The sequence below is a fragment of the Streptomyces sp. CB02980 genome (assembly GCF_014451325.2).
Taxonomy (GTDB): domain Bacteria; phylum Actinomycetota; class Actinomycetes; order Streptomycetales; family Streptomycetaceae; genus Streptomyces.
Map to the genome: position 1 here is coordinate 161195 of NZ_JACSCH020000012.1, position 25374 is coordinate 186568.

At 73.8% G+C, this 25374-nt stretch carries 26 protein-coding genes; 10 read left to right on the forward strand and 16 right to left on the reverse strand.

What is annotated here, in order from left to right:
• The first annotated feature begins 283 nt into the window (after window positions 1-283).
• The gene (locus tag E0F75_RS24665; protein ID WP_187624747.1) at window positions 284-997 is read left to right on the forward strand and encodes a hypothetical protein; all 714 of its coding nucleotides are present in this window, start codon (window positions 284-286) and stop codon (window positions 995-997) included.
• The gene (locus E0F75_RS24670) at window positions 994-1365 is read left to right on the forward strand and encodes a peptidase inhibitor family I36 protein (RefSeq protein ID WP_187624748.1); all 372 of its coding nucleotides are present in this window, start codon (window positions 994-996) and stop codon (window positions 1363-1365) included. Before E0F75_RS24665 ends, E0F75_RS24670 begins: the two co-directional genes overlap by 4 nt.
• An 89-nt stretch (window positions 1366-1454) precedes the next feature.
• On the opposite strand, the gene E0F75_RS24675 is transcribed toward E0F75_RS24670, so the two are convergent.
• From E0F75_RS24675 to E0F75_RS24690, 4 genes are all read right to left on the reverse strand, one after another.
• On the reverse strand, window positions 1455-2642 hold the full coding sequence (locus tag E0F75_RS24675; protein WP_187624749.1) for a globin domain-containing protein: 1188 nt from the start codon (window positions 2640-2642) through the stop codon (window positions 1455-1457).
• 70 nt (window positions 2643-2712) lie between these two features.
• Window positions 2713-3156, reverse strand: coding sequence for an Rrf2 family transcriptional regulator (locus tag E0F75_RS24680; RefSeq protein WP_187624750.1), 444 nt, complete (start codon window positions 3154-3156; stop codon window positions 2713-2715).
• Between the two features lie 57 nt (window positions 3157-3213).
• Window positions 3214-4140 (reverse strand): hypothetical protein, encoded by a 927-nt coding sequence (locus E0F75_RS24685; protein WP_187624751.1) that lies wholly within the window; start codon window positions 4138-4140, stop codon window positions 3214-3216.
• A gap of 36 nt (window positions 4141-4176) precedes the next feature.
• Entirely contained in the window at window positions 4177-4578 is a 402-nt protein-coding gene (locus tag E0F75_RS24690; RefSeq protein WP_187624752.1) for an SHOCT domain-containing protein, read from the reverse strand.
• Window positions 4579-4738: 160 nt separating this feature from the next.
• Here E0F75_RS24690 and E0F75_RS24695 point away from each other — a divergent pair, with 160 nt between their 5' ends.
• Both E0F75_RS24695 and E0F75_RS24700 read left to right on the forward strand, forming a co-directional pair.
• On the forward strand, window positions 4739-5179 hold the full coding sequence (locus E0F75_RS24695) for a DUF6325 family protein (protein ID WP_187624753.1): 441 nt from the start codon (window positions 4739-4741) through the stop codon (window positions 5177-5179).
• 2 nt (window positions 5180-5181) lie between these two features.
• Window positions 5182-5553 carry an SHOCT domain-containing protein gene (locus E0F75_RS24700; protein WP_187624754.1) on the forward strand — a complete coding sequence of 124 codons (372 nt, stop codon included), beginning with the start codon at window positions 5182-5184 and terminating at the stop codon, window positions 5551-5553.
• Between the two features lie 120 nt (window positions 5554-5673).
• Here the strand turns inward: E0F75_RS24700 and E0F75_RS24705 are convergent, their stop codons facing one another.
• Window positions 5674-6123 (reverse strand): peroxiredoxin, encoded by a 450-nt coding sequence (locus tag E0F75_RS24705; protein WP_187624755.1) that lies wholly within the window; start codon window positions 6121-6123, stop codon window positions 5674-5676.
• Between the two features lie 127 nt (window positions 6124-6250).
• The gene (locus E0F75_RS24710; RefSeq protein WP_187624756.1) at window positions 6251-6859 is read right to left on the reverse strand and encodes a PadR family transcriptional regulator; all 609 of its coding nucleotides are present in this window, start codon (window positions 6857-6859) and stop codon (window positions 6251-6253) included.
• 147 nt (window positions 6860-7006) lie between these two features.
• Here E0F75_RS24710 and E0F75_RS24715 point away from each other — a divergent pair, with 147 nt between their 5' ends.
• Complete coding sequence (locus E0F75_RS24715) at window positions 7007-7492, forward strand: SRPBCC family protein (protein WP_187624757.1); 486 nt, start codon at window positions 7007-7009, stop codon at window positions 7490-7492.
• 306 nt (window positions 7493-7798) lie between these two features.
• Window positions 7799-9010, forward strand: a complete 1212-nt coding sequence (locus tag E0F75_RS24720; RefSeq protein ID WP_374115431.1) for an Ig-like domain-containing protein — start codon at window positions 7799-7801, stop codon at window positions 9008-9010.
• A 183-nt stretch (window positions 9011-9193) separates the two neighbouring features.
• Here E0F75_RS24720 and E0F75_RS24725 read toward each other — a convergent pair whose 3' ends face one another.
• Window positions 9194-10804: a PHB depolymerase family esterase gene (locus E0F75_RS24725; protein ID WP_187624759.1), complete on the reverse strand. Its 1611-nt coding sequence runs from the start codon at window positions 10802-10804 to the stop codon at window positions 9194-9196.
• A 169-nt stretch (window positions 10805-10973) separates the two neighbouring features.
• Between E0F75_RS24725 and E0F75_RS24730 the strand changes: the two genes are divergently transcribed.
• On the forward strand, window positions 10974-11492 hold the full coding sequence (locus E0F75_RS24730) for a tetratricopeptide repeat protein (protein ID WP_187624760.1): 519 nt from the start codon (window positions 10974-10976) through the stop codon (window positions 11490-11492).
• Between the two features lie 128 nt (window positions 11493-11620).
• Here E0F75_RS24730 and E0F75_RS24735 read toward each other — a convergent pair whose 3' ends face one another.
• Together E0F75_RS24735 and E0F75_RS24740 are read right to left on the reverse strand one after the other, a co-directional pair.
• Window positions 11621-11938 carry a cupin gene (locus E0F75_RS24735; protein ID WP_187624761.1) on the reverse strand — a complete coding sequence of 106 codons (318 nt, stop codon included), beginning with the start codon at window positions 11936-11938 and terminating at the stop codon, window positions 11621-11623.
• Window positions 11935-13209, reverse strand: coding sequence for an MFS transporter (locus E0F75_RS24740; protein ID WP_187624762.1), 1275 nt, complete (start codon window positions 13207-13209; stop codon window positions 11935-11937). The genes E0F75_RS24735 and E0F75_RS24740 overlap by 4 nt, the downstream gene beginning before the upstream one ends.
• Before the next feature lie 129 nt (window positions 13210-13338).
• Here E0F75_RS24740 and E0F75_RS24745 point away from each other — a divergent pair, with 129 nt between their 5' ends.
• Window positions 13339-14229 carry a LysR family transcriptional regulator gene (locus E0F75_RS24745; protein ID WP_187624763.1) on the forward strand — a complete coding sequence of 297 codons (891 nt, stop codon included), beginning with the start codon at window positions 13339-13341 and terminating at the stop codon, window positions 14227-14229.
• A gap of 10 nt (window positions 14230-14239) precedes the next feature.
• Here E0F75_RS24745 and E0F75_RS24750 read toward each other — a convergent pair whose 3' ends face one another.
• From E0F75_RS24750 to E0F75_RS24780, 7 genes are all read right to left on the reverse strand, one after another.
• Window positions 14240-15580: a M20 family metallopeptidase gene (locus E0F75_RS24750; protein ID WP_229312823.1), complete on the reverse strand. Its 1341-nt coding sequence runs from the start codon at window positions 15578-15580 to the stop codon at window positions 14240-14242.
• 82 nt (window positions 15581-15662) lie between these two features.
• Complete coding sequence (locus E0F75_RS24755; protein ID WP_229312824.1) at window positions 15663-16895, reverse strand: VWA-like domain-containing protein; 1233 nt, start codon at window positions 16893-16895, stop codon at window positions 15663-15665.
• 122 nt (window positions 16896-17017) lie between these two features.
• Window positions 17018-18274, reverse strand: a complete 1257-nt coding sequence (locus E0F75_RS24760) for a MoxR family ATPase (RefSeq protein WP_187624765.1) — start codon at window positions 18272-18274, stop codon at window positions 17018-17020.
• A 112-nt stretch (window positions 18275-18386) separates the two neighbouring features.
• A complete protein-coding gene (locus tag E0F75_RS24765; RefSeq protein ID WP_187624766.1) occupies window positions 18387-19808 on the reverse strand; it encodes a hypothetical protein in 1422 nt (473 codons plus the stop codon).
• 193 nt (window positions 19809-20001) lie between these two features.
• Window positions 20002-21657, reverse strand: a complete 1656-nt coding sequence (locus tag E0F75_RS24770; RefSeq protein ID WP_187624767.1) for an acyl-CoA dehydrogenase family protein — start codon at window positions 21655-21657, stop codon at window positions 20002-20004.
• Entirely contained in the window at window positions 21641-22258 is a 618-nt protein-coding gene (locus E0F75_RS24775) for a TetR/AcrR family transcriptional regulator (RefSeq protein WP_187624768.1), read from the reverse strand. The genes E0F75_RS24770 and E0F75_RS24775 overlap by 17 nt, the downstream gene beginning before the upstream one ends.
• A 139-nt stretch (window positions 22259-22397) precedes the next feature.
• Window positions 22398-22979, reverse strand: coding sequence for a TMEM165/GDT1 family protein (locus E0F75_RS24780; RefSeq protein WP_187624769.1), 582 nt, complete (start codon window positions 22977-22979; stop codon window positions 22398-22400).
• Between the two features lie 298 nt (window positions 22980-23277).
• Between E0F75_RS24780 and E0F75_RS24785 the strand changes: the two genes are divergently transcribed.
• A complete protein-coding gene (locus E0F75_RS24785) occupies window positions 23278-23922 on the forward strand; it encodes a TetR/AcrR family transcriptional regulator (RefSeq protein ID WP_187624770.1) in 645 nt (214 codons plus the stop codon).
• Window positions 23919-25373 (forward strand): MFS transporter, encoded by a 1455-nt coding sequence (locus E0F75_RS24790; RefSeq protein ID WP_187624771.1) that lies wholly within the window; start codon window positions 23919-23921, stop codon window positions 25371-25373. Before E0F75_RS24785 ends, E0F75_RS24790 begins: the two co-directional genes overlap by 4 nt.
• Window position 25374 lies beyond the last annotated feature (1 nt).

The window sequence follows — 25374 nt, forward strand, 5'->3', positions numbered from 1 at the left end:
CCGAAGGGGCCCGGTCCCCAAGGTCCCCCCCATGAGGTGACCGCTCTTCGCGTCACGGCAGATCGGCCCCGGTTGGAATCCCCCGTCCAACCGGGGCTCTGTCGTTCCCGGCCACCCTTCCGCACGGCACGACAGTGGCGCGCGAGCGGCGCGCACCCCGGCGCGTTCGACCCGTTCGAGTGAGCCCCGGCATGGTGGCTCCGCCCTCGGGCAGTGATCATCCCGAGCGCCGAGGCGATCACTCGCCGGTCGCTCCGACCAGGGACGATCGAAGGGGGACCCCATGTTTCGCACCACCCCGCGCACCCGACGTGCGCTCCTGACCGCGGCCGCCGCGCTCCTGCTGTCCGGCTGTACCGCCGTCGGGCCCGGAGCCCCCACGACCCCCGGCGTCCCCTCCGGCAAGGCGGCCCAGGACGCGCTCCTCAAGGCCGCCGAACACCGGCTCGTCGTGGACTGCCTGAGCCGCCGGGGGCTCTCGCCGGCATCCAGGCCCCGCGCCCCGGACGAGGAGCGGAAGCTCCAGACGGCGCTGTTCGGCGCCGGTCCTCGGGAACTCTCCGTCACCCTCGCCACAGGCGCCACCGTCACCGCCCATGAGGACGGCTGTGTCGCCGGTGCCCGCCAGCGGCTCTACGGCGACCAGCGCCGCTGGTTCCGGGCCCAGGTCGTCGTCGACAACCTCCGCGCCGAGGCCCAGGCCCGGATGCGCGACGACCCCACCCACCGAGCGGCACTCGACCGGTGGACCCGATGCGTCGCACCACCGGGCAGCCCCCGCCCCGACCGTCCCGATCCGGCCGTCGCCGCCCGCTGCTCCCGCGAGAGCGGACTCGACGAGGTCCGTGAGCGCCTGGAGGCCGCCGAGCTGGCCACGGTGCGCGCGCTGCGCCGGGACGAGCTCACCACATACCGGCAGCTGCGCGACCGCGCACTGCGGCAGGCAGTCGAACTGCCCGCGCCCATCCGACCGCAGAAAGGCACCATCCTCTCGTGAAGCGACTTCTCGTCACCGCCGCCGCGGCCCTGTTCGCCGCCACCTCCGGCCTCGCCCTCGCGACCTCCGCCGGCGCGGCCGAATGCCCCAGCGGCGAGTTCTGCGTCTGGCAGGACTCCAACTTCGGTGGCCAGCGCGCCAACTGGAGCGGGGACGACGGCTGGTGGGAGAGCTGGATCTCCGACACCGACTCCTCCTGGGCCAACCACGGCATCTCCGGACCCGGCATCAAGGACCACGTCAAGGTCTACGAGAGCGCCTGGCAGGGCGGCAGCATGACCATCTGTCTCGCTCCGGGCCAGGAGGTCGGCTACAACGGCGCGGCCAACGACCGGGGTGACTCCCACACCTGGTCGATGGGCTGCTGACACCCGCTCCACGAGCCCTCCCCGCGTCGTGGAACGGTCGCCCGTGCCCCTCCCCGCTCACCGGGCGGGGAGGGGCACGGCGCGGCCCGTCAGTTCTCGTTGCCCAGCCACAGGTCGGGGCCGAAGACCTCGTAGTGGATGTCGGCTGCCGCGACGCCCCGGCCGACGAGGGCGCCGCGGACGGTACGGAGGAAGGGCAGCGGTCCACAGAGGTACGCCGTGACGCCGGCCGGCAGGTCGAGCGCCGTGACGTCCGCGCGGCCCGTCCGGGCTCCGGAGTCGCCCGGCTCCTCGTACCAGAGGTGCAGCGTCCCCTGCGGCAGCGCGTCCACGAGGCGGCGCAGTTCGGCGGCGTGAGCGTGGGACGCGGGCGCGCGGTCGGCGTGGACGACGACGACCGGCCGGGTCGAACCCGTGGCCGCGAGGTGGTCGAGCATCGCCAGCATCGGGGTGCTGCCGATCCCCGCGGAGGCAAGGAGCAGCGGGCTCTCACCCTCGGGCAGGACCAGGTCGCCGAACGGGGAGGAGACGTCCACGGTGTCGCCCTCGCGTGCGTGGTCGTGCATCCAGGACGAGACCTCGCCGGCCGGGTCGCCGGCGACCCGCTTGACGGTGATCCGCCACTGCGGGTGACCGGGGGCGGCGGACAGGCTGTACTGGCGGATCTGCCGGGCACCGTCGGGCAGGGCGACCTGGACGCTCACGTACTGGCCGGGCAGGAACGCTGCCGTGGGCGTCCCGTCGGTGTGCCGCATGACGAAGGAGACGGTGTCGGACGTCTCCTCCCGCCGCTCGGCGATCTCCATCGACCGCCAGACCTGGCCCTCGGCGACACCGGCCTGCTGGTAGAGCCGGGCCTCCACCGCGATCAGCGCGTTGGCCATCAGCCAGTACACCTCGTCCCAGGCCCGTGCGACCTCGGGAGTGACCGCGTCGCCGAGGACCTCGACGATCGCGGCGAAGAGGTGCTCGTGCACCGTCTTGTACTGCGCGGAGGTGACGCCGAGCGAGGCGTGCTTGTGGGCGATCCTCGACAGCATCACGTCGGGACGCTCGTCGGGCCGCTCAAGCAGGGCGACGGCGAAGGCCGCTATGGAGCCCGCGAGCGCCTGCCGCTGCTCGCCGCTCGCCTGGTTGCCCCGGTTGAACAGGTCGCGCAGGAGCTCGGGATGGGCGGCGAAGAGGCGGCCGTAGAACCGCTCGGTGATCCGGTCGAGCGCGCCACCGACGGCGGGCAGAGTGGCGCGGACGACCGGGACGGCCTGCTCGGACAGCATGGGGACTCTCAATCTGGTAGATGATCTACGTATTTAAAGGTGTGCGTGCACGCCGTCGGGCGCGGACGACTCAAAGGGTGGGTCGCGGGGTGAGGGAGAGGAGCAGGGGGCCGGTCGGGGAGTCGACCAGCTCTGTCACGGTCAGGGGGTCGAGCACGCGGTAGAACGCCTCCTGCGCCTCGCGCAGCGCCCCCCGCAGCCGGCAGGCGGTCCGCAGTGGGCACGGGGGATCGCCTTCGCAGGCGACGACCTCCTCCTCGCCCTCCAGGGTGCGGGCCAGCCAGCCCACCGAGGAGCGGCGACCCCGTTCCGTGAGGGCCAGACCGCCGCCGCGGCCGCGGCGCGCCTCGACCACGCCGAGGTGCTGGAGCCGGGTGACCACCTTCGCCATATGGGCGTAGGGGACGTCCATCGACTCCGCCACCTCTCGGGTGGTGACGGATTCCTCCGGTGCGGTGACCGCCAGGCGCATCACGGCGCGGAGTGCCAGGTCGGTGAACTTCGTCAGCCTCACGCCATGACCGTATCAAAGCGGTATCCGGCATACGCATTAAGGGTTCCGGTGCTCGTCTCAGGAACGTCGTCGGTAGTGTCGCCACAGCCACCAGCCGCCCGAGACCAGGCAACTGGTGGTGAGGACGATCCCCACGACCGGCCACCGCCCGCCCGCGATGCGGATGTCCGTGACGATCACCAGGAAGAGGGCGACCGCCGGCAGCACGACGGAACCGACGGCCTTCAGACCCGCACGCGCCATGACGGGGTCGAGCCGTACACCGCGCGAGGAGCGCGGGTCGGGCGAGCCGGCGTAGAAGACGGTGGCCCGATCGGTCACGCGTGTGGTTCCCCGGTAGTACCCGACGGCCATGTACGGGAGCCAGACCAGCGGCGCCACCAGACCGACCAGGAACACGGCGCCGAGGAGTGCCCACCTGCCGATGCGGACCCATCGGCCGGCCTCGTCGTCCGGCGTGACGAGGCCGAGGAGCTTCGCCATCCGGACGATCAGGTCCCGGAACGCCGCCATGCGCCCCCGGCCGCCTCCGCTTCCCGGCCGGGTTCCGGCCGGGTCGAGCGCGGCCCGCGCGGTCTCGGTGTCCCCGTACACCCCTTGCAGGACGAGGAGTTCGGCACCGCGCTGCGGGTCCGTGGAGTCCCGCCCGTCGACGGCGGCGATCTCGAGGACGGTCCGCACCTGGGTGAGGAGCGCGCCGCAGAAGGCCAAGGGGATGAGCAGCAGGAAGGGCCCGCCGACGAACGCGCCCTCCGCCGTCACCGCCCGTCGTCCACGGGTCACGACCAGGGCGCGCAGCGCGGCGGCGTCGGCCTCGGGGTGGGCCTCCCGGAGGCGGTCGACGCTCGGACCGGCGCCCGGGCCCAGATGGCGCAGAGCGAAGGACGCGAGCGACTCCGGAAGCCTGCCGGGCTCCGCCAGGACCTCCTTCAGCAGGGATCCGGCGAGCCCGGCGGCCGGTGCCGCCCGCGTCCTCTTCCGCACGTCCGGGTGCGCCTTCCTGTCATGCGCTCCTGGGGCTCAGGCCAGGACCTTGGCCTTCGCCTTCTCGAACTCCTCGGGCGTGATCGCGCCCTTGTCCTTCAGCTCCGCCAGCCGGGCCAGCTCGTGGGCGGCGCCGCCGCCACCGCCCTCCTGGGGGCCGGCGGTCTTGCGGATGTAGTCCTGGAACGCGGCCTCGCTCTCCTTGGCCCGCTTGACGTCACGCTCGCCCATGCTCCTGCCCCGGGCGATCACGTAGACCAGCACGCCGAGGTACGGGAGCACGATGCAGAAGATCAGCCAGCCCGCCTTGGCCCAGCCGTTCAGCGAGTGGTCCCGGAAGATGTCGCCGATCACCTTGAAGAGCAGGAACAGCCACATGATCCAGAGGAAGAACCACAGCATGGTCCAGAAGAGGTTGAGGAGAGGGTAGTCGTCCATTCCGGCGCACTCCGTTCCCGCACCGGCCGGGGAAGCCGGGCATGGAGCGAGTTTCACCCAGCGCGGCCGCCTCCGCATGTCGTGGCCGCCGGCTCCACGTGCGGGCCCCCGGCCGCCGTGTTCGGATGGAGGCCGCGTACCGCACGAGGAACGGAGTGCCATGGGGCCGGTGGAATGTGTCGTGCTCGCCTTCCCGGGGGAGCGGCTGAAGGTGGCGGCGGTGACGGCCTTGGCGGATCTGCGCCGAGAGGGGCAGGTGCGGCTCGTCGACTCGCTCGTCGTGGTCAAGTCGGCCGGCGGAGAGGTGTCCACCTCCGAACTCGTCGAGTACGAGGAGTACGACGAGGCCACCGCCGAGATCGGCCCCGAGGTGAACCTGCTCGGCCCCGAGGACGCCGAGGAGGCCGCCGAGACACTCGAACCCGGCTCGTGCGCCCTGATGCTGCTCGTCGAACACGTCTGGGCCGCCCGTGCCGCGGACGCGATCCGCGAGGCCGGTGGCCGTATCGCGGGGACCGTGCGGGTGCCGCCCGAATACGTCCGGCAGGCACAGGACGCCCACCGCGAGGCCGTGGCGGGCGCCGTGGCCGAAAGGAGCTGACGATGTTCCTGCGACGCCGTCCCCTCGGACGCCCTGTCATCCGGCCCGCCGGAGCGCCGCTCCTGCGCGGCGCGCTCGTCGGCGGCGCGGCCTACGCGGCCGGCCGGAGCTCCGCCCGGGCCGCACGCCGCGAACAGGACCAGGAGGAGGCCATCGCCGATCTCCAGGCCCAGCAGCAGTCCATGGCCGCCGCTCCACCGGCCCCGAGCGCGCCACCGGCCGCCGCACCCGTCCCGGTCGCCCCCGCCGCACCGGCCTCCGGCGGGGCGCCCTCGGTGACCGATCAGCTCGTCCGACTGGGCGAACTCGCCCAGCAAGGGCTGCTCACCCCCGAGGAGTTCGCGGCCGCCAAGGCCGAACTCCTGGGCGTCTGAGGGGCTCGGGGCGCGGACGCGAAGAGGAGCGGCTCCGTCAGAGTCGGCCTTCAAGCACCGCCCTTAAGGCACCGCCCTTCATGCACCGTGCCTCATGCACCGTGCCTCACGCGCCGTGCCTCAGGCGCCGCGCAGGGCCGCGAGCGCGCGGTCGGCATGGGCGCTCATGCGCAGCTCGCTGCGTACGACCTCCCGCACCCGCCGGTCCTGGCCGATCACGAACGTCACCCGCTTCGTCGGCGCGAGCGAGAACCCGCGCTTCACGCCGAACCTGTCGCGCACGGCACCGTCCGGGTCCGACAGCAGGGGATAGCCGAGGGAGTGCCGCTCGGCGAATTCCTGCTGCCGCTCCACGGGGTCCGTGCTGATGCCGACGGGCAGAGCGCCGACGCCGCGGAACTCGGCCGCGAGATCCCGGAAGTGGCACGCCTCGGCGGTGCAGCCGGGGGTGAGTGCCGCCGGGTAGAAGAAGAGGACGACCGGCCCTTCGGCCAGCAGCCCGCTCAGGGAACGCGCGGCTCCCGTCTCGTCCGGCAGGCTGAAGTCCTCGACGAGGTCACCGACGTTCATAGAGGCCCGTCCCCGATCCGTACGTGCTCCGCCACCGGCGCGTCCGGTGGCCGGCCGGTGACGTTACCGCACGGTAGGACTCGCCGTCACCCTTTCGGGTGCCCGGTCAAGCCCCGGTCGTGCCCGGTCACGCTTGGTGTGCCGAAGTCGTCGCAGTCGCAGTCGCAGTCGCCCCGCCGCGGGCCGTGGCGCGCCGGTCGAGCACGGTGAGGGCGCGCTCGCCCCAGCGCAGGTTCTCCTCCTCGAAGAACCGGCCGCGCATCAGCGTGAGGTACGGGCCGACCCGCTCCGCCTCGTTGAGGTACGTCTCCTCGTCCCGTCCGGCGAGCATCCACTCCCGCAGCCGGTCGTAGCGGGCCAGCTTGGCCCGCGACGTCTCCATCCGCTGGGCCACGAACCCGCGGACGGCCGCCGTGTCACCCCCATCGCAGGCCTGGACCTGGACCAGCAGCTCGTCCCGTACGGCGCTGGGGCGCGGCGGCGTGGCCGTGTAGGCGGCCAGATCCCGCATCCCCGGCTCCGTGAGGCTGAACATCCGCTTGTTGGGACGCCGTTCCTGCTCCACCACGCGCGCCGTGATCAGGCCGGCCTCGGCGAGCTTGTCCAGCTCGCGGTAGAGCTGCTGCGGGGTGGCGGCCCAGAAGTTGGCGACGGACACGTCGAAGATCTTGGCAAGGTCGTATCCGGATGCCTCGCCCTCCAGGAGAGCTGCGAGGACGGCGTGCTTGAGGGACATCCCGACACGCTAGCAGCACGTTGAATAGTTTCCTCCGCACCTATTCAACCGGCGATCCCCAGGCCGGACGGGGGTCCTACGCTGGCACGTCCGTCCGGCGCCTGCCTAGGCTGGAGGGAGGGGACGGCAGACCCGAGGGGCAGCGCGATGGACAGCCACACGTTTGTCTACACCACGTATATCCGGACCACCCCCGACGAGCTCTGGAAGGCGCTCACGGACCCGGCGTTCACCCGGCGGTACTGGGGTGTGGCCTTCGAGAGCGAGTGGACCCCCGGCTCCCCCATGGTCTGGGACGAGGTCGGCCGCCGGACCGCCGACCCCGAGCAGGTCGTCCTGGAGGCCGAGCCCGGCCGCCTCCTCTCGTACACCTGGCACACGTTCACGCCGGCCTGGGCGGAGGCCGTGCGTCTCGGCCAGGACGTGTACGAGCGGCTCGCCCGGGAGCCCCGGTCCAAGGTGACCTTCCTGATCGAGCCCTCGGGCGACGCGGTCAAGCTCACGGTCACCCACGGCGACCTGGACCCCGGCGGCCTGATGAAGGGGATGATCGGCGAAGGCTGGCCCGCGCTGATCTCCAGCCTCAAGTCCCTTCTGGAGACCGGCGAGGAGCTCCCGGAACCGCCCCGCTGAGCCGGTCGGCATCCGCGCCGCTGACCCATTCGAGTCGTCTCGGCCGCCACTCCGGCGCCACGCCCAGCCCCTTGATCATCTGTTTCTCGTTTCATCCGATTTGATGCTGCGGTCGGCACCGCCTGCCGACGTCCTGGTCGTCGTCGGAAAGGGGAGGGCGTGTCGGACGCGTCGTCACGCAGATATGTGCGGGGGTGGGGAGCGCTCTCCCTGGCCGTCGGAGCCGTTCTCGTCAGTACGGCGGCCCAGTCGCCGGCCGATCCCGGCGCGCGTTCCTTCGCTGTCCCGGAACCCGCCGTCCTCGTCATGGTGGACGGCTGCTCCGCCGCCGGCGGTCTCTGCTCCGCCCCCCGCCACACCGTCGAGCTCCGGGGCGGACGGGTTCTGACGGGGGAGGCGTTCACCCTCGGAGACCAGGTCTCCGGACCCGTGGAACTCGCGCTGCGCACCCCCGGCGCACTCGCCGACGTCACCGTCACCGATCAGCGCGGCCGACGCGTCGCAGGGACGCCGAGCGTCGACGGCACCCGCTGGACCAGCGCCGCGCCGCTCCCCGCGGGCGCCCGGTACGCGGCCCGTCTCGTCGTCGAGCGGCCCGGGGCCCAAGGCCCCGACCGCCACCTCGCCCGCCTGGACTTCCGTACGGTGGCCGCCCCCGCCGGGGAACGGCTCACCGTCGCCTTCGGCCCCGATGACGGCGGCACGTACGGCGTGGGCCGGCCGGTCACCGCCGAACTCAGCCACCCCGTACCGGCGGACGAACCCCAGGCCCGCCGAGTCGTCGAACGCGCCCTCCTCGTGCGGACCGAACCCCATGTCGAGGGCGCCTGGTACTGGGTCGACTCCGACACCCTCCACTACCGGCCCCGCGCGTACTGGCCCGCCCACACCACGGTCCGGGTGCGCAGCGGCCTCGACGGGGCCAGGGTCATCGGCCGTCTGTACGGGGGCCGCTCACGGGCCGTCTCCTTCACCACCGGGGCCCGGATCGAAGCCGTCACCGACGTCGCCGCGCTCACGACGACCGTGTTCCGCGACGGCGAACCGATCCGCACGTTCCCGGTCACCACCGGCAAGGCCGGCTATCGGACCCGGGGCGGCACCAAGGTCGTGCTCGGCAAGGAGCCGCTCGTCCGGATGCGCGGCGACTCCATCGGCATCGCCCGCGGCAGCAGCGACTACTTCGACCTGAAGGTCCGCTGGGCCACCCGGGTGACCTGGAGCGGCGAGTACCTGCACGCCGCGCCCTGGTCGCTCGACGCGCAGGGCAGCGAGAACGTCAGCCACGGCTGCACCGGCATGAGCACCGAGGACGCCGCCTGGCTGTTCTCCACCGTGCGCGAGGGCGATCTCGTCCGCGTGGTCAACGGGTACGGCGAACTCATGCCCCCCTTCGACAACGGCTTCGGCGACTGGAACCTCAGCTGGCCCGAGTGGCGCCGGGGCAGCGCCTTCGCCGCCGGCGCCGCGGCCCCCCGCTCCGGAAGCGCCGCGGCCGCCCTCCGCCCGGCACTGTGACCCGACCCGACCCGACCCGACCCGACCCGACCCGACCCGACCCGACCAGACCCGGCCTGACCCGACCCGGCCTGACCCGGCCCAGACCCGGCCCAGACCCGACCCCGACCCGGCTCAGAACCCGAACCGCCCGCCGGCCGGCCTGCTCGGCGGCCGCCCCCGCCGTGTCCGCCGCCGGCCGTCCTACCGGTACTCGACCGTCAGCGTCACCGGCGTCGCCTGGTTCACGAAGAGGTACGCGGTCCCGGTCGGCGCCGACGAGAACCCGAGCCGGAACTGCGTGACCCCGCCCCGGTTCAGCGCCGCGAGCGCCTCAGCCGACAGGTCCGTCGACACCGCGCTCCCCGAGGTGAACGCGTCGACGCGCGCCGCACCCGACACCGACGCCGCCGCCGACCAGTCCGCCGGCTCCACCGCGCAGCCGCCGAAGCAGCCCGTGCGCAGGTCCACCTGCAGCCGGTTGCCCGAGGGCGAAGCCCACGGATCACCGGAGCCGCTCGACCTGGTGACGGTCAGCCAGGCCCGGGTGACCTCCTTGTCGGCCGGAATCCGGGAGGTGTCGAAGGAGACCACCGACCGGTTCACCCTGCCGTCCGTACCCCGCCCCAGCGCGAGCCCGTACACGTCCTCCAGGGTGCCGACCGCCGCGCCCGAACCGTCCGCCGACGCCTTCACGTACCCGTCCTCGGCGTCCGTGCTCGACAGGACCGTCCGGTCGCCCGTGGGCGGAGGCGTGCCGGTGCCGCGCAATGCCCGCACCATGCCCATGATCGCCTCGATCTGCTTCCCGCCGTGCCGGGCGTAGGCCGCGTCACCGAGGTAGCCCCACCAGTTCCAGCAGCCGTTCGGGTTCTCCAGGTTCGCGGTGGGTGCCGCCTGCGGATACAGCACGATCATGTCGTTGGTGTCCGCGTACTCGTTCAGGTACGCGTTCTCGACGAACCGGGTTCCGAAGCCCTGGTACGCATACCCCTGCTTGCAGCCGTGCAGCGCCACGAGCAGTCTGCAGCGGCCCCCCTGTGCACAGGAGGCCGGGACGTACGCGAAGCCCTCCGCGCCCATCGACAGGGCCGCCGCCGAGCCGCCCGGCGCGTACGCGTTCTGGTCGAAGCGGATCAGCGAGCCGCCGGTACCGGAGCCGGGCGCCGCGACCGAGCCGAAGAGATGCCCGAGCAGCGCCCCCTCCGCGTCGATCCCGCAGTTGTTGAGGAACGGAGTCTGCGTCACCGTGCAGGAGTTGGGGCCGAGCGGAGTGATCCAGGCGTGCCCCGCGGCCGTCGACCGGTTGTACTGGACCCGGGCGCCGAAGCGGCCGTAGTAGTCGGCGAGCGCGTCCGCCACCGGCCGCTTCACCGTGGTGTCGCCCGAGCCGCTGAACACGTACACCGGGTCACCGGCCAGATGCGCCACCGGGTCGATCTGGCCCTGCGCCGACCGGTCGCGCGTGGCCTGTTCCAGGGTGGCGAGCTGAAGGTTCTGCGTGGTGTCCATACAGGCGTTGAGCGCCGTGGCGAGCTGGCCGCGCGCGCAGTCGTACGGCCCCGACGCGAACGCCGCCGAGCCCTCGAATGTACCCGAGTACGCGACGTGCAGCTGGGTGGCCATGTACCCGCCGGACGACACCCCGGCACTGAACACGGAGCCGATGTCGTAGCCCTGGAGCGTGCCGGGCACGGGCGGGGGAGCGGCGGCCCCGGCGGGGGACGTGGTGGGAGACAGGGTCGCGGCGACGCACAGCAGCAGCGCCGCGAAGCGGCGTGGCCCGCGGCGACGGGTGGGACGGGGTGAACGCATGGGATCTCCCGGGCGGCTCGTTCCTGACGGAGGGTCGGCCGGGAGGCTATGGGCGGTCCACAGCCCTCCTCCATGGGCGAGGACGCCACAATCCGGCCACTCCGATATGGCGGCCCGTCACCTGGCAGCCGCCGTGGGGCCGTCCGACGCGAGCTGCGAGGATGCGGTCATGGAAGACCACGAGGACAGGGACGGCCGGCTGGCCGAGGCGGTCGCACTGCGCGGACAGGGCCACCGGGAAGAGGCCCGCGAGCGGCTCGTCGCCCTCGCCGCCCGGCACCCGGAGGACGCGGAGATCGCGTACCAGGCGGCCTGGGCGCACGATGTCCTCGGTCTGGAGAGGGAGGCCGTGCCGTACTACGAGCGCGCCCTCGCGCGCGGCGGGGCCGAGGGCGCCGGGCTGACCCCCGAGGACCGGCGCGGGGCGCTCCTGGGCCTCGGCAGCACCTACCGCGTCCTCGGCCGCTACGAGGATTCCGCCGCCCTCCTGACCGGCGCCGTCGAGGAGTTCCCGGAGGACGGCTCCCTGCGGACGTTCCTCGCGATGGCCCTCTACAACACCGGCCGGCACCACGAGTCGACCCGTCTGCTGCTCCGCCTGCTCGCCGCCACCAGCGAGGACCCGTCCGTACGGGAGTACCGCCGGGCCATCGAGCACTACGCCGAGGACCTCGACGCGATCGAGTGAGGCGAGGACGGTCCGCGTGCCGTCTGCCGTGCACCGGCGGCGTCGCTTCGCCCGCGGCGTGGGTTCACCGCCGTCGTTCGGTCCGGGGCCCGTCAGTCGTTCACCGCCGTCGTTCGGTCCGGGGCCCGTCAGTCGTTCACCGCCGTCAGGAGCACCACCGCGTCGTCCAGGGCGGTGATCCCGTGCCGTTCCCTGAGCATCCGCAGCGTGCCCGTCGACAGCTCCTCCGCCCGGCCCGCCATCGTCAGGTTCACCCGGCCCCGCAGCACCTGGAGGCTCGCCGCCGGCGGCGCGTTGTGCTCGTCCAGGGACGTGCCCGCCGTCAGGGCGATGACGGACTGCCGGAGTACCCCGTCGTGCATGATCAGATGGGCGCTGCGCCCGTGCGGCGCGGTGCGGGCCGCGGCCATGTGCTCGTCGGCCAGGGCGGTGAGGTCCAGCTTCATGACTCTCCCTGCGGGATGCGCGGGCGGATACCCCCAGCCTCCCGTGTGCCGTCCGGGACGCAACTCGGGGCCGTCTGTCCGGAACGCGTCACCACGATCCCGCCGGCGGCGACGAACACCCCGGCGGCGATCAGCACCGCGGACCAGCCGTGCTCCGCGTACAGCCAGGACCCGGCGAGGGAGCCGAGCGCCCCGCCGCCGAAGGTGGCCAGCATGAAGACCGTGTTGACCCGCGCGGCCACCGCCCGGCCGATCCCGAAGATCCTCGCCTGGTTGGCCACCTGGCAGGAGCTGACCCCCACCACCAGCAGGTTCGCCGCGGCGACCAGGCCCACGGGGGAGTAGGGGACCAGGCCGGCCACGCCGAGCCCGAGCCCCGCGAGCCCCAGCCCTCCGGCGCTCACCAGAGGTGCCCCGTACCGGTCGGTGAGTGGCCCAGCCGTCGCCGAGAGCAGCGCGGCGGGCAGGGTCAGCACCCCGAAGAGCCCGGCCGCACCCGGCCCGTACCCCAGCGGTGCCGCCGCCAGGTGGAAGGCGAGCACCGCCCAGAAGACGCTGAACGCGGCGAAGGCACAGGCCCCGAGGAGCGCCGAGACCCGCAGCGCGCGATGGGACGCCAGGAGCCCGGGCAGCCCGGCGAGGAGCCCGGCGTACGAGGTGCGACCGCGCGCCCCCAGCCGCTCGGGCAGCCGGCGGGGCAGGACGCACAGCAGGGCCGCCGTCGCCACGGCGGCCACGAGGTAGGCCGCCCGCCAGCTGCCGCTCGCGTCGGTGACGGCACCCGAGACCGTACGCGAGAGGGTCGAGCCCAGGGTGAGTCCGAGCCCCACGAGCCCCACGGTCCGGCCCTGCCGCCCGGGGCCCGCGAGCGCGGCCGCCACCGGGGTGAGGATCTGCGGAAGCACCGTCGTCGTGGACAGCGCGAGCGTCGCGAGCGTCAGCGTGACCACACCGGGCGCCGCCGCCGCGACGAGCAGCGCGGCGGTGGTGAGGGCGAGCAGCACCGAGGTCAGGCGTCGGAGCCGCGCGGTGTCGGCCAGCGGTACGAGCAGCAGGATGCCGAGCGCGTACCCGATCTGCGCGACGGAGGCGATGAGTCCCGCCGTCCGCTCCGTCACGTCGAGGCCCCTGGCGACCGCGGCGAGGAGCGGCTGCGGGAAGTAGATGTTGGCGACGGTGACGGCGCCGGCGACGGCGAAGAGCGGGACGTTCACCTTCACCGGCCGCCCGGGCGCGGTGGAGGGGGTCGGGGCGGTGGTGCGAGGGTCCACGAAGTCTCTTCCGTACGGGGGAGGGGGACGCCTCCAGGCTCCCCGCCCCCGCCCGGGCGGAACAAGCTGTCATCATGAAACCGGCGTTGAGCCACACTCAACGATCACAGCGGTCGTACGGGAGGTCCGGTGCTCGAACGGTACGAACTGGAGACGTTCCTCACGCTCGCCGAGGAGCTCCATTTCGGGCGCACCGGCGAGCGTCTCGGCGTATCCACCGGCCGCGTCAGCCAGACCGTGAAGAAGCTGGAGCGCCGCGTCGGAACCCCGCTCTTCGCCCGCACCAGCCGCAGCGTCGTCCTCACCCCGGTCGGTCTGCGCCTGTACGAGGACCTCCTGCCCGCCTACGAGCAGCTCCGTACAGCCCTGGAGCGGGCCACCGAGGCCGGACGCGGCGTCCACGGGAGACTGCGGGCCGGCTTCGGCACCCCCTGGGACGCCGAACTGCTCACGGCCGCCGCCGACGCCCTCCTCGCCCGCCGTCCCGGCTGCGAGATCACCGTCCGCGAGGTCCCCCTCGACGGCGGAGTCCGGCCCCTCCAGGACGGCGAACTCGACATCCAGCTCGCGGCCTTCCCCGTGCGTGAGCCGGAGCTGACCACCGGTCCCGTCGCCGTCCGCGAGGACCGGGTCCTGCTGCTGCCCGCGGCCCACCCGCTGGCCGGACGACCGTCCCTCGGCCTGGAGGACCTCGCCGAGCTGCCGCTGATCACCACCGGGGGCGCCCATCCGCGCCACTGGCTCGACCACCACTACCCCCGGCACACCCCGTCCGGGGCAGCCATTCCCCGGGGCCCGGTCGCGGCCACCTGGCAGGAGGTCCTCTCCCATGTGACGGCGGGCCGGGGCGTCACCCCGGGCGCGGCCCGGGGCGCCCGCTACCACCCCCGACCCGGCATCGCCTACGTCCCCCTGCGGGACGCACCGCCCCTCGAGTACGGCCTGGTCTGGCCCACCGCCGCCGACTCCGCCCTGATCAGGGCGTTCGTGGCGGCGGTCGGCACCGTACCGGAGGCCTGACCCCGCCCGTTCAGCCGCCGTCGCGGGGGACGAGCGCGCCCGTCAGATGGTCGTACGCCACGTGAGCGTGCAGCCGGACGGCGGTGACGAGAGTGCCGTCGTCCGCGTAGAAGTGCGGGTGGTGATTGGTCACCAGACCGCGCCCGCCGGGCACCGGCACCGGCCGCCCGGACGCGTCCAGGACGGCGTCCTGGACGCCGAGCATCACGTACAGGCCGCCGAAGCGGCTCACGAACTCGGAGACGTCGTCGTACCCGAGCGTCGCGCCCGTCTCCACCACACGCTCCTCGCCCACCACACGGCGGAAGGTCGGAAGGCCCGCCTCCACCCACGGCCCGCTGTTGTGCACGGGCGGCACGGGCTGCAGGTACTCCACCGTGGCCGTCGCCCCGAACGCCGCCGCCGAGTGCTCCGCGAGCACCGTGAGGCGCTGCTCGACCTGCGCCATGTCGGACTCCACAGCACACCGGACCGTGCCCCACAGCGTCACCGTCTGCCCGACGATGTTGAAGCGGCCGACGTCCTCGATGTGCCCGATGGACACCGTGACCGGGTCGAACGCCGACACCTGCCGGTACAGCTGGCCGATGCCCGTCAGGACCGCCCCCACCGCAGGCATCGGGTCGATGCCCTCCCAGGGCGTGGAGCCGTGGGTCTGCTTCCCGGTGACGACGATACGGACGAGGGCCGAGGCCCCGTACTGATTGCCGATCCGGTAGCCGACGTACCCCTTCGGATGCGGAGTCACATGCAGCCCGAACGCCATCGTCGGCACCGGGTCGGCGAACGCGCCCGCCTCGACCATCGCCCGCGCCCCGCCCTCCTCGGTGACCGGCGGGCCCTCCTCGGCGGGCTGGAAGACGAAGAGCACGGTGCCCGGCAGCCGGTCGCGCACCCCCGCGAGCACCGTCGCCGCGCCCAGCAGCGCCGCCGTGTGGCAGTCGTGGCCACAGGCGTGCGAGACGGGGAACGGGCCGCCCGGGTAGTCGGCGTCGACCACCTCGGAGGCGCAGTCCACCCCGCACAGGTCCTGGACTGGCAGCGCGTCCATGTCCGCCCGCAGCGCCGCGACCCGTTCGCCCGCGGCCCCGCCGCGCAGAACGCCCACGACCCCGTGACCGGCGATGCCGGTACGGACCTCGTCGAGGCCGAGGGAGCGCAGGTGGTCCGCCACCAGGCGGGCCGTGTTCACCTCACGGTTGGACAGCTCCGGATACCGGTGCAGATGGTGCCGCCAGGCCACCACCTGATCCGCCACCTCGGCCGCCCGCTGGTCCAGTTCGCCGTGGATCGCCTCGCCGCCCAACGTGACTCCCTGTCGTTCCGGCCGATGCCGATCGGCCGCGGTCATGGGGTACGTGCTCCACCAGGCTGCCATCCCCGGCGGCACCGGGCACCGCCCGGCGCACACGTGCCGCAGCCCTCACGACCGGCTAGCCGATCGTCACCACGCGCGCCCAGTCGGGCGGGGTGTCCGGCTCGTAGTCGGGATCGTTCTCGATCCACGAACCGCCGCGCGACCCGTCACGGGGGAACAGCCCCACCACCGTCCGGCACGGCGGCGGCTCGGACGGCCAGGGGGTCTGGCCGTCCGTCAGGACCACGATGACGTCGGGCCGGGGCGCCGTCCGCAGCGCCCGGGAGAAGCCCGTACGAAGATCCGTACCGCCGCCGCCCACCAACGGGATGCCCTCGGCACGGCACAACGGATGCACGGTGCGGGCCGCCGCGTCGCACGACATCACGGTCACCAGGTCACGACGCCCGCCGACGGCCCGGGAGATCGCGGCCACCTCCAGGAGCGCGCCGCCCAGCTCCGCGTCGCTCACCGAGCCGGACGTGTCCACGATCACCGACACCCGGGGCGGTCTGCGCCGAAGACTCGGCAGCACGGCACCCGGCACCCCCGCCGAGCGCCGCGACGGCCGGCCGTACGAGTAGTCCTCACCCGCGCCGGAGGCGGAGGCCGCCGAACGGACCGCCGCCCCCAACAGGTCCCGCCACGGCTGCGGCGGGTGGAAGACCTCCTCCGCCCACCGCTTCCACCCCCTCGGCGCGCTGCCCGGGCGGCCCTTGACGGCCTGCGCCACCCGGAACCGGACGGCGTCCTGCTGCTGCTCGCTGAGGCCGTCCGCGCCGTCGGGCCCCAGATCCCATTCCCGTTCGAGACCGTCGGCACCGCTGCCGCAGTCCAGCCAGGCGAGGTGCTGCATGCCGGAGCCGAGGCCGATCCGGCGCAGGTAGTCCTCCATCAACTCGCCGGAGGTCAGCCCGAGGGAGTCCGGAGTGACCGCGCCCTCGGGCATGACCAGTCCGTCCCCGAACACGTCGTCGTTGATCTCGCAGTCCGCCGCGATGTTCATCAGCAGCCTGGCGCCCGGGCCGGTCAGGCCGCGTTCCCGGGCGACCCGGTCACCGCGCCCGTGGTGGTCGCGCAGGAGGTGCGACACCTCGTGGACCCACACGCCGGCCAGTTCCTCGACCGGTGTCCGGTTCACGAAGACCGGCGAGACGTAGCAGCGCCAGTGCCGGTCGACCGCCATCGTCGGCACCCGCCGGGACTCGACGACGTGCAGGGCGAACAACGCGGTCGCCAGATAGGGCCGGGCCCGGACGGCGAACAGCCGGGCGGTGAAGAGCTTGTCGAGGTCGAGCGTGTTCCCCACACCGGAGCCAGCGCCGACATCGGCGCCTGTGCCTGTGCCCGCACCCGCACCCGCATGAGCACTCGCACCCGCATCCGTGCCCGCGCTCGCACCCGTGCCCGGACGTACGCCCGTCGCCGTGCTCATCGTGCGCCCGCGGCGGAGGCCGTGCCGCTCACGCGCCGCGCGCCGCTCGCGACCAGGGTCGCCGCCTCGTCCGCACGCCGGGACATCGAGACCGCCCCCGCGAGCCGTTCGATGGTGGGCGGCACGTCCCACTCCGTACGGCGGAGCGCGGCGAGCGTGGTCGCGGGTACGACGACGAGATCCGGCGCGCCGGTCTCCGCCGCCCTGGCGAGCAGGGCCCAGGCGGCCTCCCAGCGGGCCTTCTCGGGGCGCGCCCCGACCGCCGCCACGACACCGTCGAGCGCGGCCTGGCGCAGGTCACCCCGCTCCGGCAGATCGGCGCCGGAGGGGTCGGCGAGCAGCGTCTCGGGGTCCGGGAGGTCCATCCGGTCCAGACTCGCGAGGAGTTCGAGCCCCGGGCCGTCCCCGACGGTGCCCCTGACCAGGAGTGAGATCACCTCGCGGGAGGACGCGGCGGCGGTGGCGAAGGCGATGAGGCGCAGAGTCGCCTCCCAGCTGCGGGGCGAAGGCCAGGCGCCACCCCGCCGGGTCTCCCCGCTGGGCAGCCGGTGGACGAGCGTGGGGCGGGTGGCGAGGAGTCCGCACACCGCGCGCCGGGCGTAGTCCACGGCGTGCGGCAGGCGCTCCGGGTCGAGCCGGGGCAGGGTCGCCCGCGGCCAGGTGCCGCCGAGGCCGCGGACGACGACGTCGTGGTCGTGGGTCCACTGGAGGTGCACGAAACGGTTGGCCAGCGGCGGACTCAGCTCCCAGCCGTCGGCCGCCGAGGCCCGCGGGTTGGCGGCGGCCACGATCCGCACCCCGGACGGCAGGCGCAGGGCGCCGACCCGTCGTTCCAGGACAAGACGGAGCAGAGCCGCCTGCACCGCCGGTGGGGCGGTGGACAGTTCGTCGAGGAACAGCAGACCGCGGCCGGCCTTCACGAGCCGTACCGCCCAGTCCGGCGGGGCCATCGGGACGCCCTGCTCGGCGGGATCGTCCCCGATCACGGGGAGCCCCGAGAAGTCGGACGGCTCGTGCACGCTGGCGATCACCGTCGTCAGCGGGAGGTCCAGGGAATCGGCGAGCTGGGTCAGCGCGGCCGTCTTGCCGATCCCCGGCTCACCCCAGAGGAGTACGGGCAGGTCGGCGGCGACCGCGAGGGTCAGGGCCTCCAGCTGGTCGTCGGGGCGCGGCTCGGTCGTGGAGTCGCGCAGCAGGGCGAGCAGTTCGTCGGCGACGTCGAGCCGGCCGGGGGAAGGGGTGCTCAAGGACATGGGTGATCACCTGTGGGTTCGTCGTCGGTGCGCCGGTACCGGCGTGACGGCCGGTACCGGCGAAATGAGGGGGATGCCGGTGGTACCGGTGCGCGGGCCGGTACCGCTTCGATCAGCGGGTGTGGCTGTGGCGAGGGTGGGCGCGATGGCTCCGAGGGCGGTCCTGCCCGGGCAGCACACGTCCCGGTCCCGGGCCGTAGAGGTCCGCCCGGTAGAGCCCGTACGCGATCCGCCGCCGCGCGGCCGACTCCAGCGCGTCCCGCAGCGCGCCGTTGCGCAGGGCGGCGCCGGGACCGAGCAGGCCCTCGACGACGGCCAGCGCGCCGGCGGTGTCGCCGTGGTCCAGTCGCTCGCGGACACCGCTGAGGCAGTCCGGACGGCGGTGGGCGTCGTCGATGGCCTGGAGGCAGGGGAGGGGAGGCCCGCCCAGCGCGACCAGGAGCTCCTCCCGCCGGATCTCGGCGGGGCCGTGGTCGAGCGGGGCGAGGACGCCGTCGGACAGGCCGATCCGGTGCCGGACGCCCCGGCAGTCCACCCGGCGTGGCTGCCCCGGCGGATCCGCGACCGCGACCGGGCCCGGCCCGGCGGGCCGGTGGTCCGGTACGAGCGCCGAGGCGACCAGCGGATGCAGCCGCCCGGCCTCGATCAGACCGGCGCGCAGCAACTCCAGATCGGGCAGCACCCAGGTCGCGGCGTCGGGCAGCGTGGGCAGCACCCGCACTGCCGACGGAGGCGTGACAGGGGCAGCGGATGCCGGGCCGCCGCCCGCCGGAACGTCGAGAACCACCTGCCGCCCGGCCCCGAGCCGTACACGGACGCGCCCGGAGTCCCGCCCTTCGGCCCGGAGCAGGATCCCGGCCTCCGCCGCCCAGCGGTCGACGGCGCGGCCGGATGCCGCCTCGTCCGGCGACGACGGGCCGACGGACGGCCCCGACGGCGGATCGGTGGACGGCCCCGCGTCGACCCCGGAACGGACCCGCAGTTCGTCGCTGCGCCGCGCGTCCCAGAGGTGGCGGTGGAGATCCAGGCGGTACCGCCGACTCGGGCGCGGATGCGGATGTCGGCGCTCACCCGCGGAACGGGATCCGTCCCACAGCGCGAGGCTCATCCGCTGTCCGGCGTCCGCCCACGCGGGCGCGGTCCGCACCACGAGGTACACCGAGTGGGAGGCGATGCCTCCCACGTCGTCGTCCCCCGCGTCGTCCCCCGAGACTTCGTAGCGTGCCAGCGGGACGGTGATCCCCGGGCGCAGGACTCCGTCGGGAGCGATCCGCGGCATGTGCCAGCGCAGCAGGTCGGGAGCGAGTCGCCGGAGATCCGTCCTGACCAGGGTGGTGAGCTCCCGCCCGTACGCATGGGCGGCGGAGCGCAGGTCGAGATCGACGTCGACGTTTGCGGCGGCACAGGCTCCCGCCCAGTCGCCGGCGGTGCGCCGGAGTCCGGCGGTCTCGATCATGGAGGGCGGCACGGCGAACTCGCGCACGCGCAGCCAGAGGGAAAGGCGGGTATCGCCGTTCGCGGTATGAGTGAGCATCAGCACTCACCTTGCGCGGACGGGACCCCCGATCTGATAGCAGAGTAGGTCGTCATCACGATGATCGTATCGAGGGGAACGCGGCGGGACCACAGGTTTTTCTCCGGAGGGCGCCGGCACCGAGCCGCCCACCGCGCGAAGGCTTCGCCGGCCGGCCCGGGGGCCCGGCCGGCGAAGCCCTGCCCCGTGCTTCCTAGCCCGCGCTCACCGCGTCAGGACCGCTCCGTGCGATGATCGCCGCCGTGTCCACCCCCGCGGGCAGCGTGCCGAACGCGAGGCCGCGGTCGCCGTCGAGGCGCGACGCGCAGAACGCGTCCGCCACCGCCGGATTCCCGTGCCGTACGAGCAGCGAGCCCTGCAGCACCAGGGCCAGGCGCTCGACGAGACGCCGCGCCCCGTACGCCGCCGCGTCCGGGTCGACGAGCCCCGCGACTTCCTTGCGGAGGCCCGCGACGGCCGCGTCCAGACGCCGGTCGGCACCCGCGCCCAGGTCGACCTCCGCGAAGTACGCCTCCACCGCCTGCGGCTGACGGGTCATCGCCCGCAGCACGTCGAGCGCGGCGACGTTCCCCGAGCCCTCCCAGATCGACGGCAGGGGCGACTCCCGGTAGAGCCTGGGGAGGCCCGAGTCCTCCACGTAGCCGTTGCCGCCCAGGCATTCGAGGGCCTCCGCCGCGTGCGCGGGCGCCCGCTTGCACACCCAGTACTTGGTGACCGCGAGCCCGAGCCGCCGCAGCTGCTCCTCCTCCGCGTCGCCGCGCGTGGCCCGGTCGACCGCGCCGGCCAGTCGCAGCGCCGCGAGCGTGGCCGCCTCCGCCTCCACCGCGAGGTCGGCCAGGACGTTCCGCATCAGCGGCTGGTCGACGAGCCGCGCCCCGAACCCCTCGCGGTGCGTGGCGTGGTGCACCGCCCGGACGAGCCCGAGGCGCATCCCGGACGCCGAGCTGATGGCGCAGTCGAGCCGCGTCATGTTCACCATCCGGATGATGGTGGCCACCCCGCGCCCCTCCTCGCCGACGAGCCGGCCGAGGGCACCCTCGTACTCGATCTCGGAGGAGGCGTTGGAGCGGTTCCCCAGCTTGTCCTTGAGCCGCTGGAGGTGGATCGCGTTGCGGCTGCCGTCCGGCAGGACACGCGGCACCAGGAAGCAGGAGAGTCCGCCCGGCGCCTGCGCGAGCGTGAGGAAGACGTCGGACATCGGCGCCGAGGTGAACCACTTGTGGCCGGTCAGCGCGTACAGGCCCGGCTCGCCCGTCGGCACGGCCCGGGTCGTGTTCGCCCGGACGTCCGAGCCGCCCTGCTTCTCGGTCATCGACATTCCGGCGATGATCCCGCGCTTCTCCGTCGGTACCCGGAGACCGAAGTCGTACGACGAGGAGGTCAGCAGCGGCTCGTACACCTCGGCCAGCTCCGGCTGGGCGCGCAGCGCCGGCACCGCCGCGTACGTCATGGAGATCGGGCACAGGTGCCCCGCGTCGGCCTGCCCCCAGACGAACACCTTCGCCGCGCGGGCGACGTGCGCGCCCGGCCGCTCGTCGCGCCAGGGTGCGCCGTGCAGCCCGTGCCGGACGGCCACGTCCATCAGGTCGTGCCAGTGCGGGTGGAACTCGACCTCGTCGATCCGGTGGCCGTACCGGTCGTGGGTGTGCAGCACGGGGGAGTGGCGCTCGGCGAGCCGCCCCCACTCCTGGGCCTGTTCGCCGCCGGCCCGCGCGCCGAGCTCGCGGACCTCGGCCTCGGCCCAGCCCGCGCCCTCCCGGCGCAGCGCCTCCAGGAGCGCGGGGTCCGCGGAGACGTCGTAACCGGTCAGGGGCGGTGCCTGGTTGGTGACCTCATGCGTGGTCGGCATCGGGAACTCCCAGTGCTCGCAGGGTGAAGGTGACGAGTGCGGGTACGGTGCCGGGCCCGACGGAACCCTCCGCCAACGGGCCGACGAGCGCCTCCGCGCCCGCCCCGACCAGTGCCGAGGCGGTCAGGACCGGGTCCTGGGGCGGCAGTTCGCCCGAGCGCACGCCCTCCTCGACGCGCGTGGCGAACACGTCCCGGAAGGCGCGCCGGAAGACCAGCCGCTCGGCGTCCACGGCCGGGTCGACCGGCTCGGCGAGCAGTGCGTAGGCGAGGCGCGGCGACTTGAGGGCACGCAGGGCGAAGGTCTCGATGACGGCGACCACCCGCTCGGCGGAGGAACGGTGCCCGGGGTGTCCGGCAGCCTCGGAGACGGCCGCGACCTCCCGGCTCACCACGGTCCGGAAGAGCTCCACGGAGAGTTCTGTCTTGCCGGGGAAGTGGCGGTACACGCTGCCCGTGGCGATTCCGGCGCGGGCGGCGACGGCCGCCACCGTGCATCCCGCGTATCCCTGCTCGGACAGCAGTGCCCGGGCCGCATCGACGACCGAGGCCCGCTGGGCGTCGAGTCTGGCCTGGACGGCGGGGGTGCGTCGGTAGGGCATGGAAGGAGTGAATCAGTGATTCACTGCTTCATCAAGGTCCTGGACGCGCCGGGTGCGGTTGCGGTTGCGGGCGCGCGAACGGCGAACGCCCCCACCCTGCGGGGGTGGGGGCGTTCGCCGTGCGGTCGGGTGACCTGTCTCAGCCGGTGAAGACCTCGCTGAGGGACCAGATCGCGAGGCCCGCCATGCAGATACCGCCGATGCGCTGCACGGTCTTGAGCGGAACGCGCTTCGCGATGAAGCGGCCCGCGACCAGGGCGAGCGCGGAGACGCTCATCAGGGCGGCGAGGGAGCCGATCGCCGTCGACCAGGTGCCGTTCGTGGCGGCCAGGTTGGCGGTGGTGATCTGGGTGAGGTCGCCCCACTCGCTGATGAAGACGGCCATGAAGGCCGTCGAGAAGACGGGCAGGAAGCCGGTGACGGTCTTGCCGCCCTCGTCGGCCTCGTCGTCGCCCCCGCCGCGCAGCAGCATGAACGCGCCGAAACCGAACAGCAGGGCGGAGACGAGCTTCACGGACCAGCCCGGGAGCAGCCCGAGCAGGCTGCCGGCGCCGACCGCGATGGCGACGTGCGCGAGGAAGGCGGTCGAGGTGCCGATCCATACGTAGAGAGGACGCATCCGCGTGCCCATGGCGAGGGACGCGAACATCGTCTTGTCGGGAAGCTCGGCGAGGAAGATCAGCCCGAAGGCGGTGAGGATCGCCAAGGGGTCGAGGTGCATACCGGGGCTCTCTGCTCGGTCCGGGCCTGTGGACTCGGCACGGCACCTCGGTGGGCGACGGGAGGACCACTCGGCCCGGCATGACGGACCACGCCCACGGAAGCGCGGACGCGGTTGATGCCTGGCCGAAGGTCTCGCCCGTCCGCGTCGAACGCGGACCCGGTCACCGGGAACCCGAGGGCTCCAGTATGTCGACGACCGATTTGCAGGGCTACTCCCCTTCGCTGCCCCCGAGTGTAGCGGACCAGGGCGCGAGAGTGAGTAGACAACGTCTACTCGATCTTGGTAGACAGTGTCTATGCATGAGGAATCCGAAGATCACCGGGTCGAAGATCACCAGGCGCCCGGGAGCGAGGCCGACGACCGGAGCGACGGCGGGCTGCGCGAGCGGCTCGTCCGCGTCGGCGTCGAGCTAGTGAACGCAGAAGGCGCCCAAGCCCTCTCGCTGCGCGAGATCGCCCGTCGCGCCGGCGTCTCCCACGGCGCCCCCCGCCGCTACTTCCCGACCCATCTCGAACTCCTGTCGGCCATCGCCCGCCAGGGCTTCACCGAGCTGGCCGCCCGCGTCGCCGCCGAGGACCGGGAGACCGCCGCGCCCCGCGAACGGATCGCGCTCCTCGCCCGCGTCTACCTCGACTACGCCGGCACCCGACGCGGCATGTACGAGCTGATGTTCCGGCACGACCTGCTGGAGAGCGGCAGCCTCGGGCTGCGGGAGACGAGCCTGCCGCTCTTCGCCCGGCTCACCGAACTCGTCGCCCGCGTCCGCCCCGCCGCCGACGACCCCACCGTCCTCGCCGGCGCGTTCTGGGCCAATCTCCACGGCATCGCCCAGCTCTGGCACTGGGGCAGCCTCCGGCTCGCGACCGGCGGCGACGATCCCGCCCCGCTCCTCGCCGCGGCCCTCGACGCGCACCTCGGTCCCGCGGGGAGGGCCTCATGAGCCCGCGCCGTGCTCCCGTCCTGGCGTGCAGCGTCCTCGGTGCGGCGGTCGTCGCCCTCGACGGCACCGTCCTCACCGTCGCCCAACCCGCCCTCCAACGCGACCTGCACGCGGATGTCGGCCAGGTCCAGTGGACCAGCACCGCGTACCTCGTCGCCGTCGCGAGCCTCCTGGTCTTCGCAGGACGGCTCGGCGACCGCTACGGCCACCGCCGGGTCTTCGCCGTCGGCGCCCTCGGCTTCGCCGCCGCCTCCACCGGAATCGCCCTGGCCCCCGGCATCGGCACCGTGATCGTGCTCCGGGTGCTCCAGGGGGTGTGCGGCGCGCTCCTCCAGCCCGCCACGCTCGGCATGCTCCGGACCGCCTACCCGCCGGATCGGCTCGGCACCCCCATCGCCGTGCGCACCGCCGCCATCGGCCTCGCCGCCGCGGCCGGCCCGCTCGTCGGCGGCGCGCTGGTCTCCGCGTACGGCTGGCGCTCGGTCTTCCTCCTCGGCGTACCCCCGACCCTCGCCATCGGCCTGATCGCGCTCGCCACCCGAGAACGCCCGAACGAAGCGAACCCGTCGCGCGAACCGAGCCCGAAGCGGCAGACCGCCGCCACCGGCCTCTCCGCGCTCGACCCCGCCGGTGCCCTGCTGCTCGCCGTCACGCTGGGGCTGCTCGTCCACGGGCTCGTCGAGGCCGCCCGTCCCGGCGGCGCCCCCACCGGCCTGCTCGCCGTCGCCGGGGCCGTCCTCACCGGCGTCGTCCTCGCCCGGCACGAGCGTCGTGCCGCGCGCCCCCTGCTGCCCCCGGAGCTGCTCCGGAGCGTGCCCGTCGTCGCCGGCCTCGCCGTCCTGCTCGCCGCCTCGGCCGCCCTCTCCGGCTCGCTCTTCGTGGCGACGTACTTCCTGCAGGACGTCCAGGGTCTCGACCCACTCGACTGCGCGCTGCGCGTCCTCCCGCTCGCCGTCCTCATCGTGCTCGGCGCGCCCCTCTGCCCGACGCTCCAGCGCCGCTTCGGCCCCCGGCGTACGGCGACCGCCGGCGCCGCCCTGCTCACGCTCGGGGTGCTGCTCCTCGCCCGGCTCGACACGACCGCCGGCGCCGCCGCCGTCGGCGTGAGCGCCGCGCTGCTGGGCGCCGGGTTCGTCACCCTGATGGTCACCGCGACCTCGGTCGTCGTGCACCGCGCACCCGAGGCCCACGCCGGAGTCGCCGGCGGTCTCCAGCAGACCGCGATGAACATCGGACCCGCGCTCGGCGTCGCCACCGCGACCCTGCTGCTCGCCCTCGTCCCCGACGGCGGCTTCGTACCGTCCCGGGGCGTCGCCCTCCCGGCCCTCGTCCTGATCGCCGCACTCGCACTCCCCGCTGCGCTCGCCCTGCCCCGCGGCGCCGACCGGCGGAGGACACGCCCGGAGCCGCCGACACCCCGGGCCGGACGCCGACCGTGCGTACGATCATGAA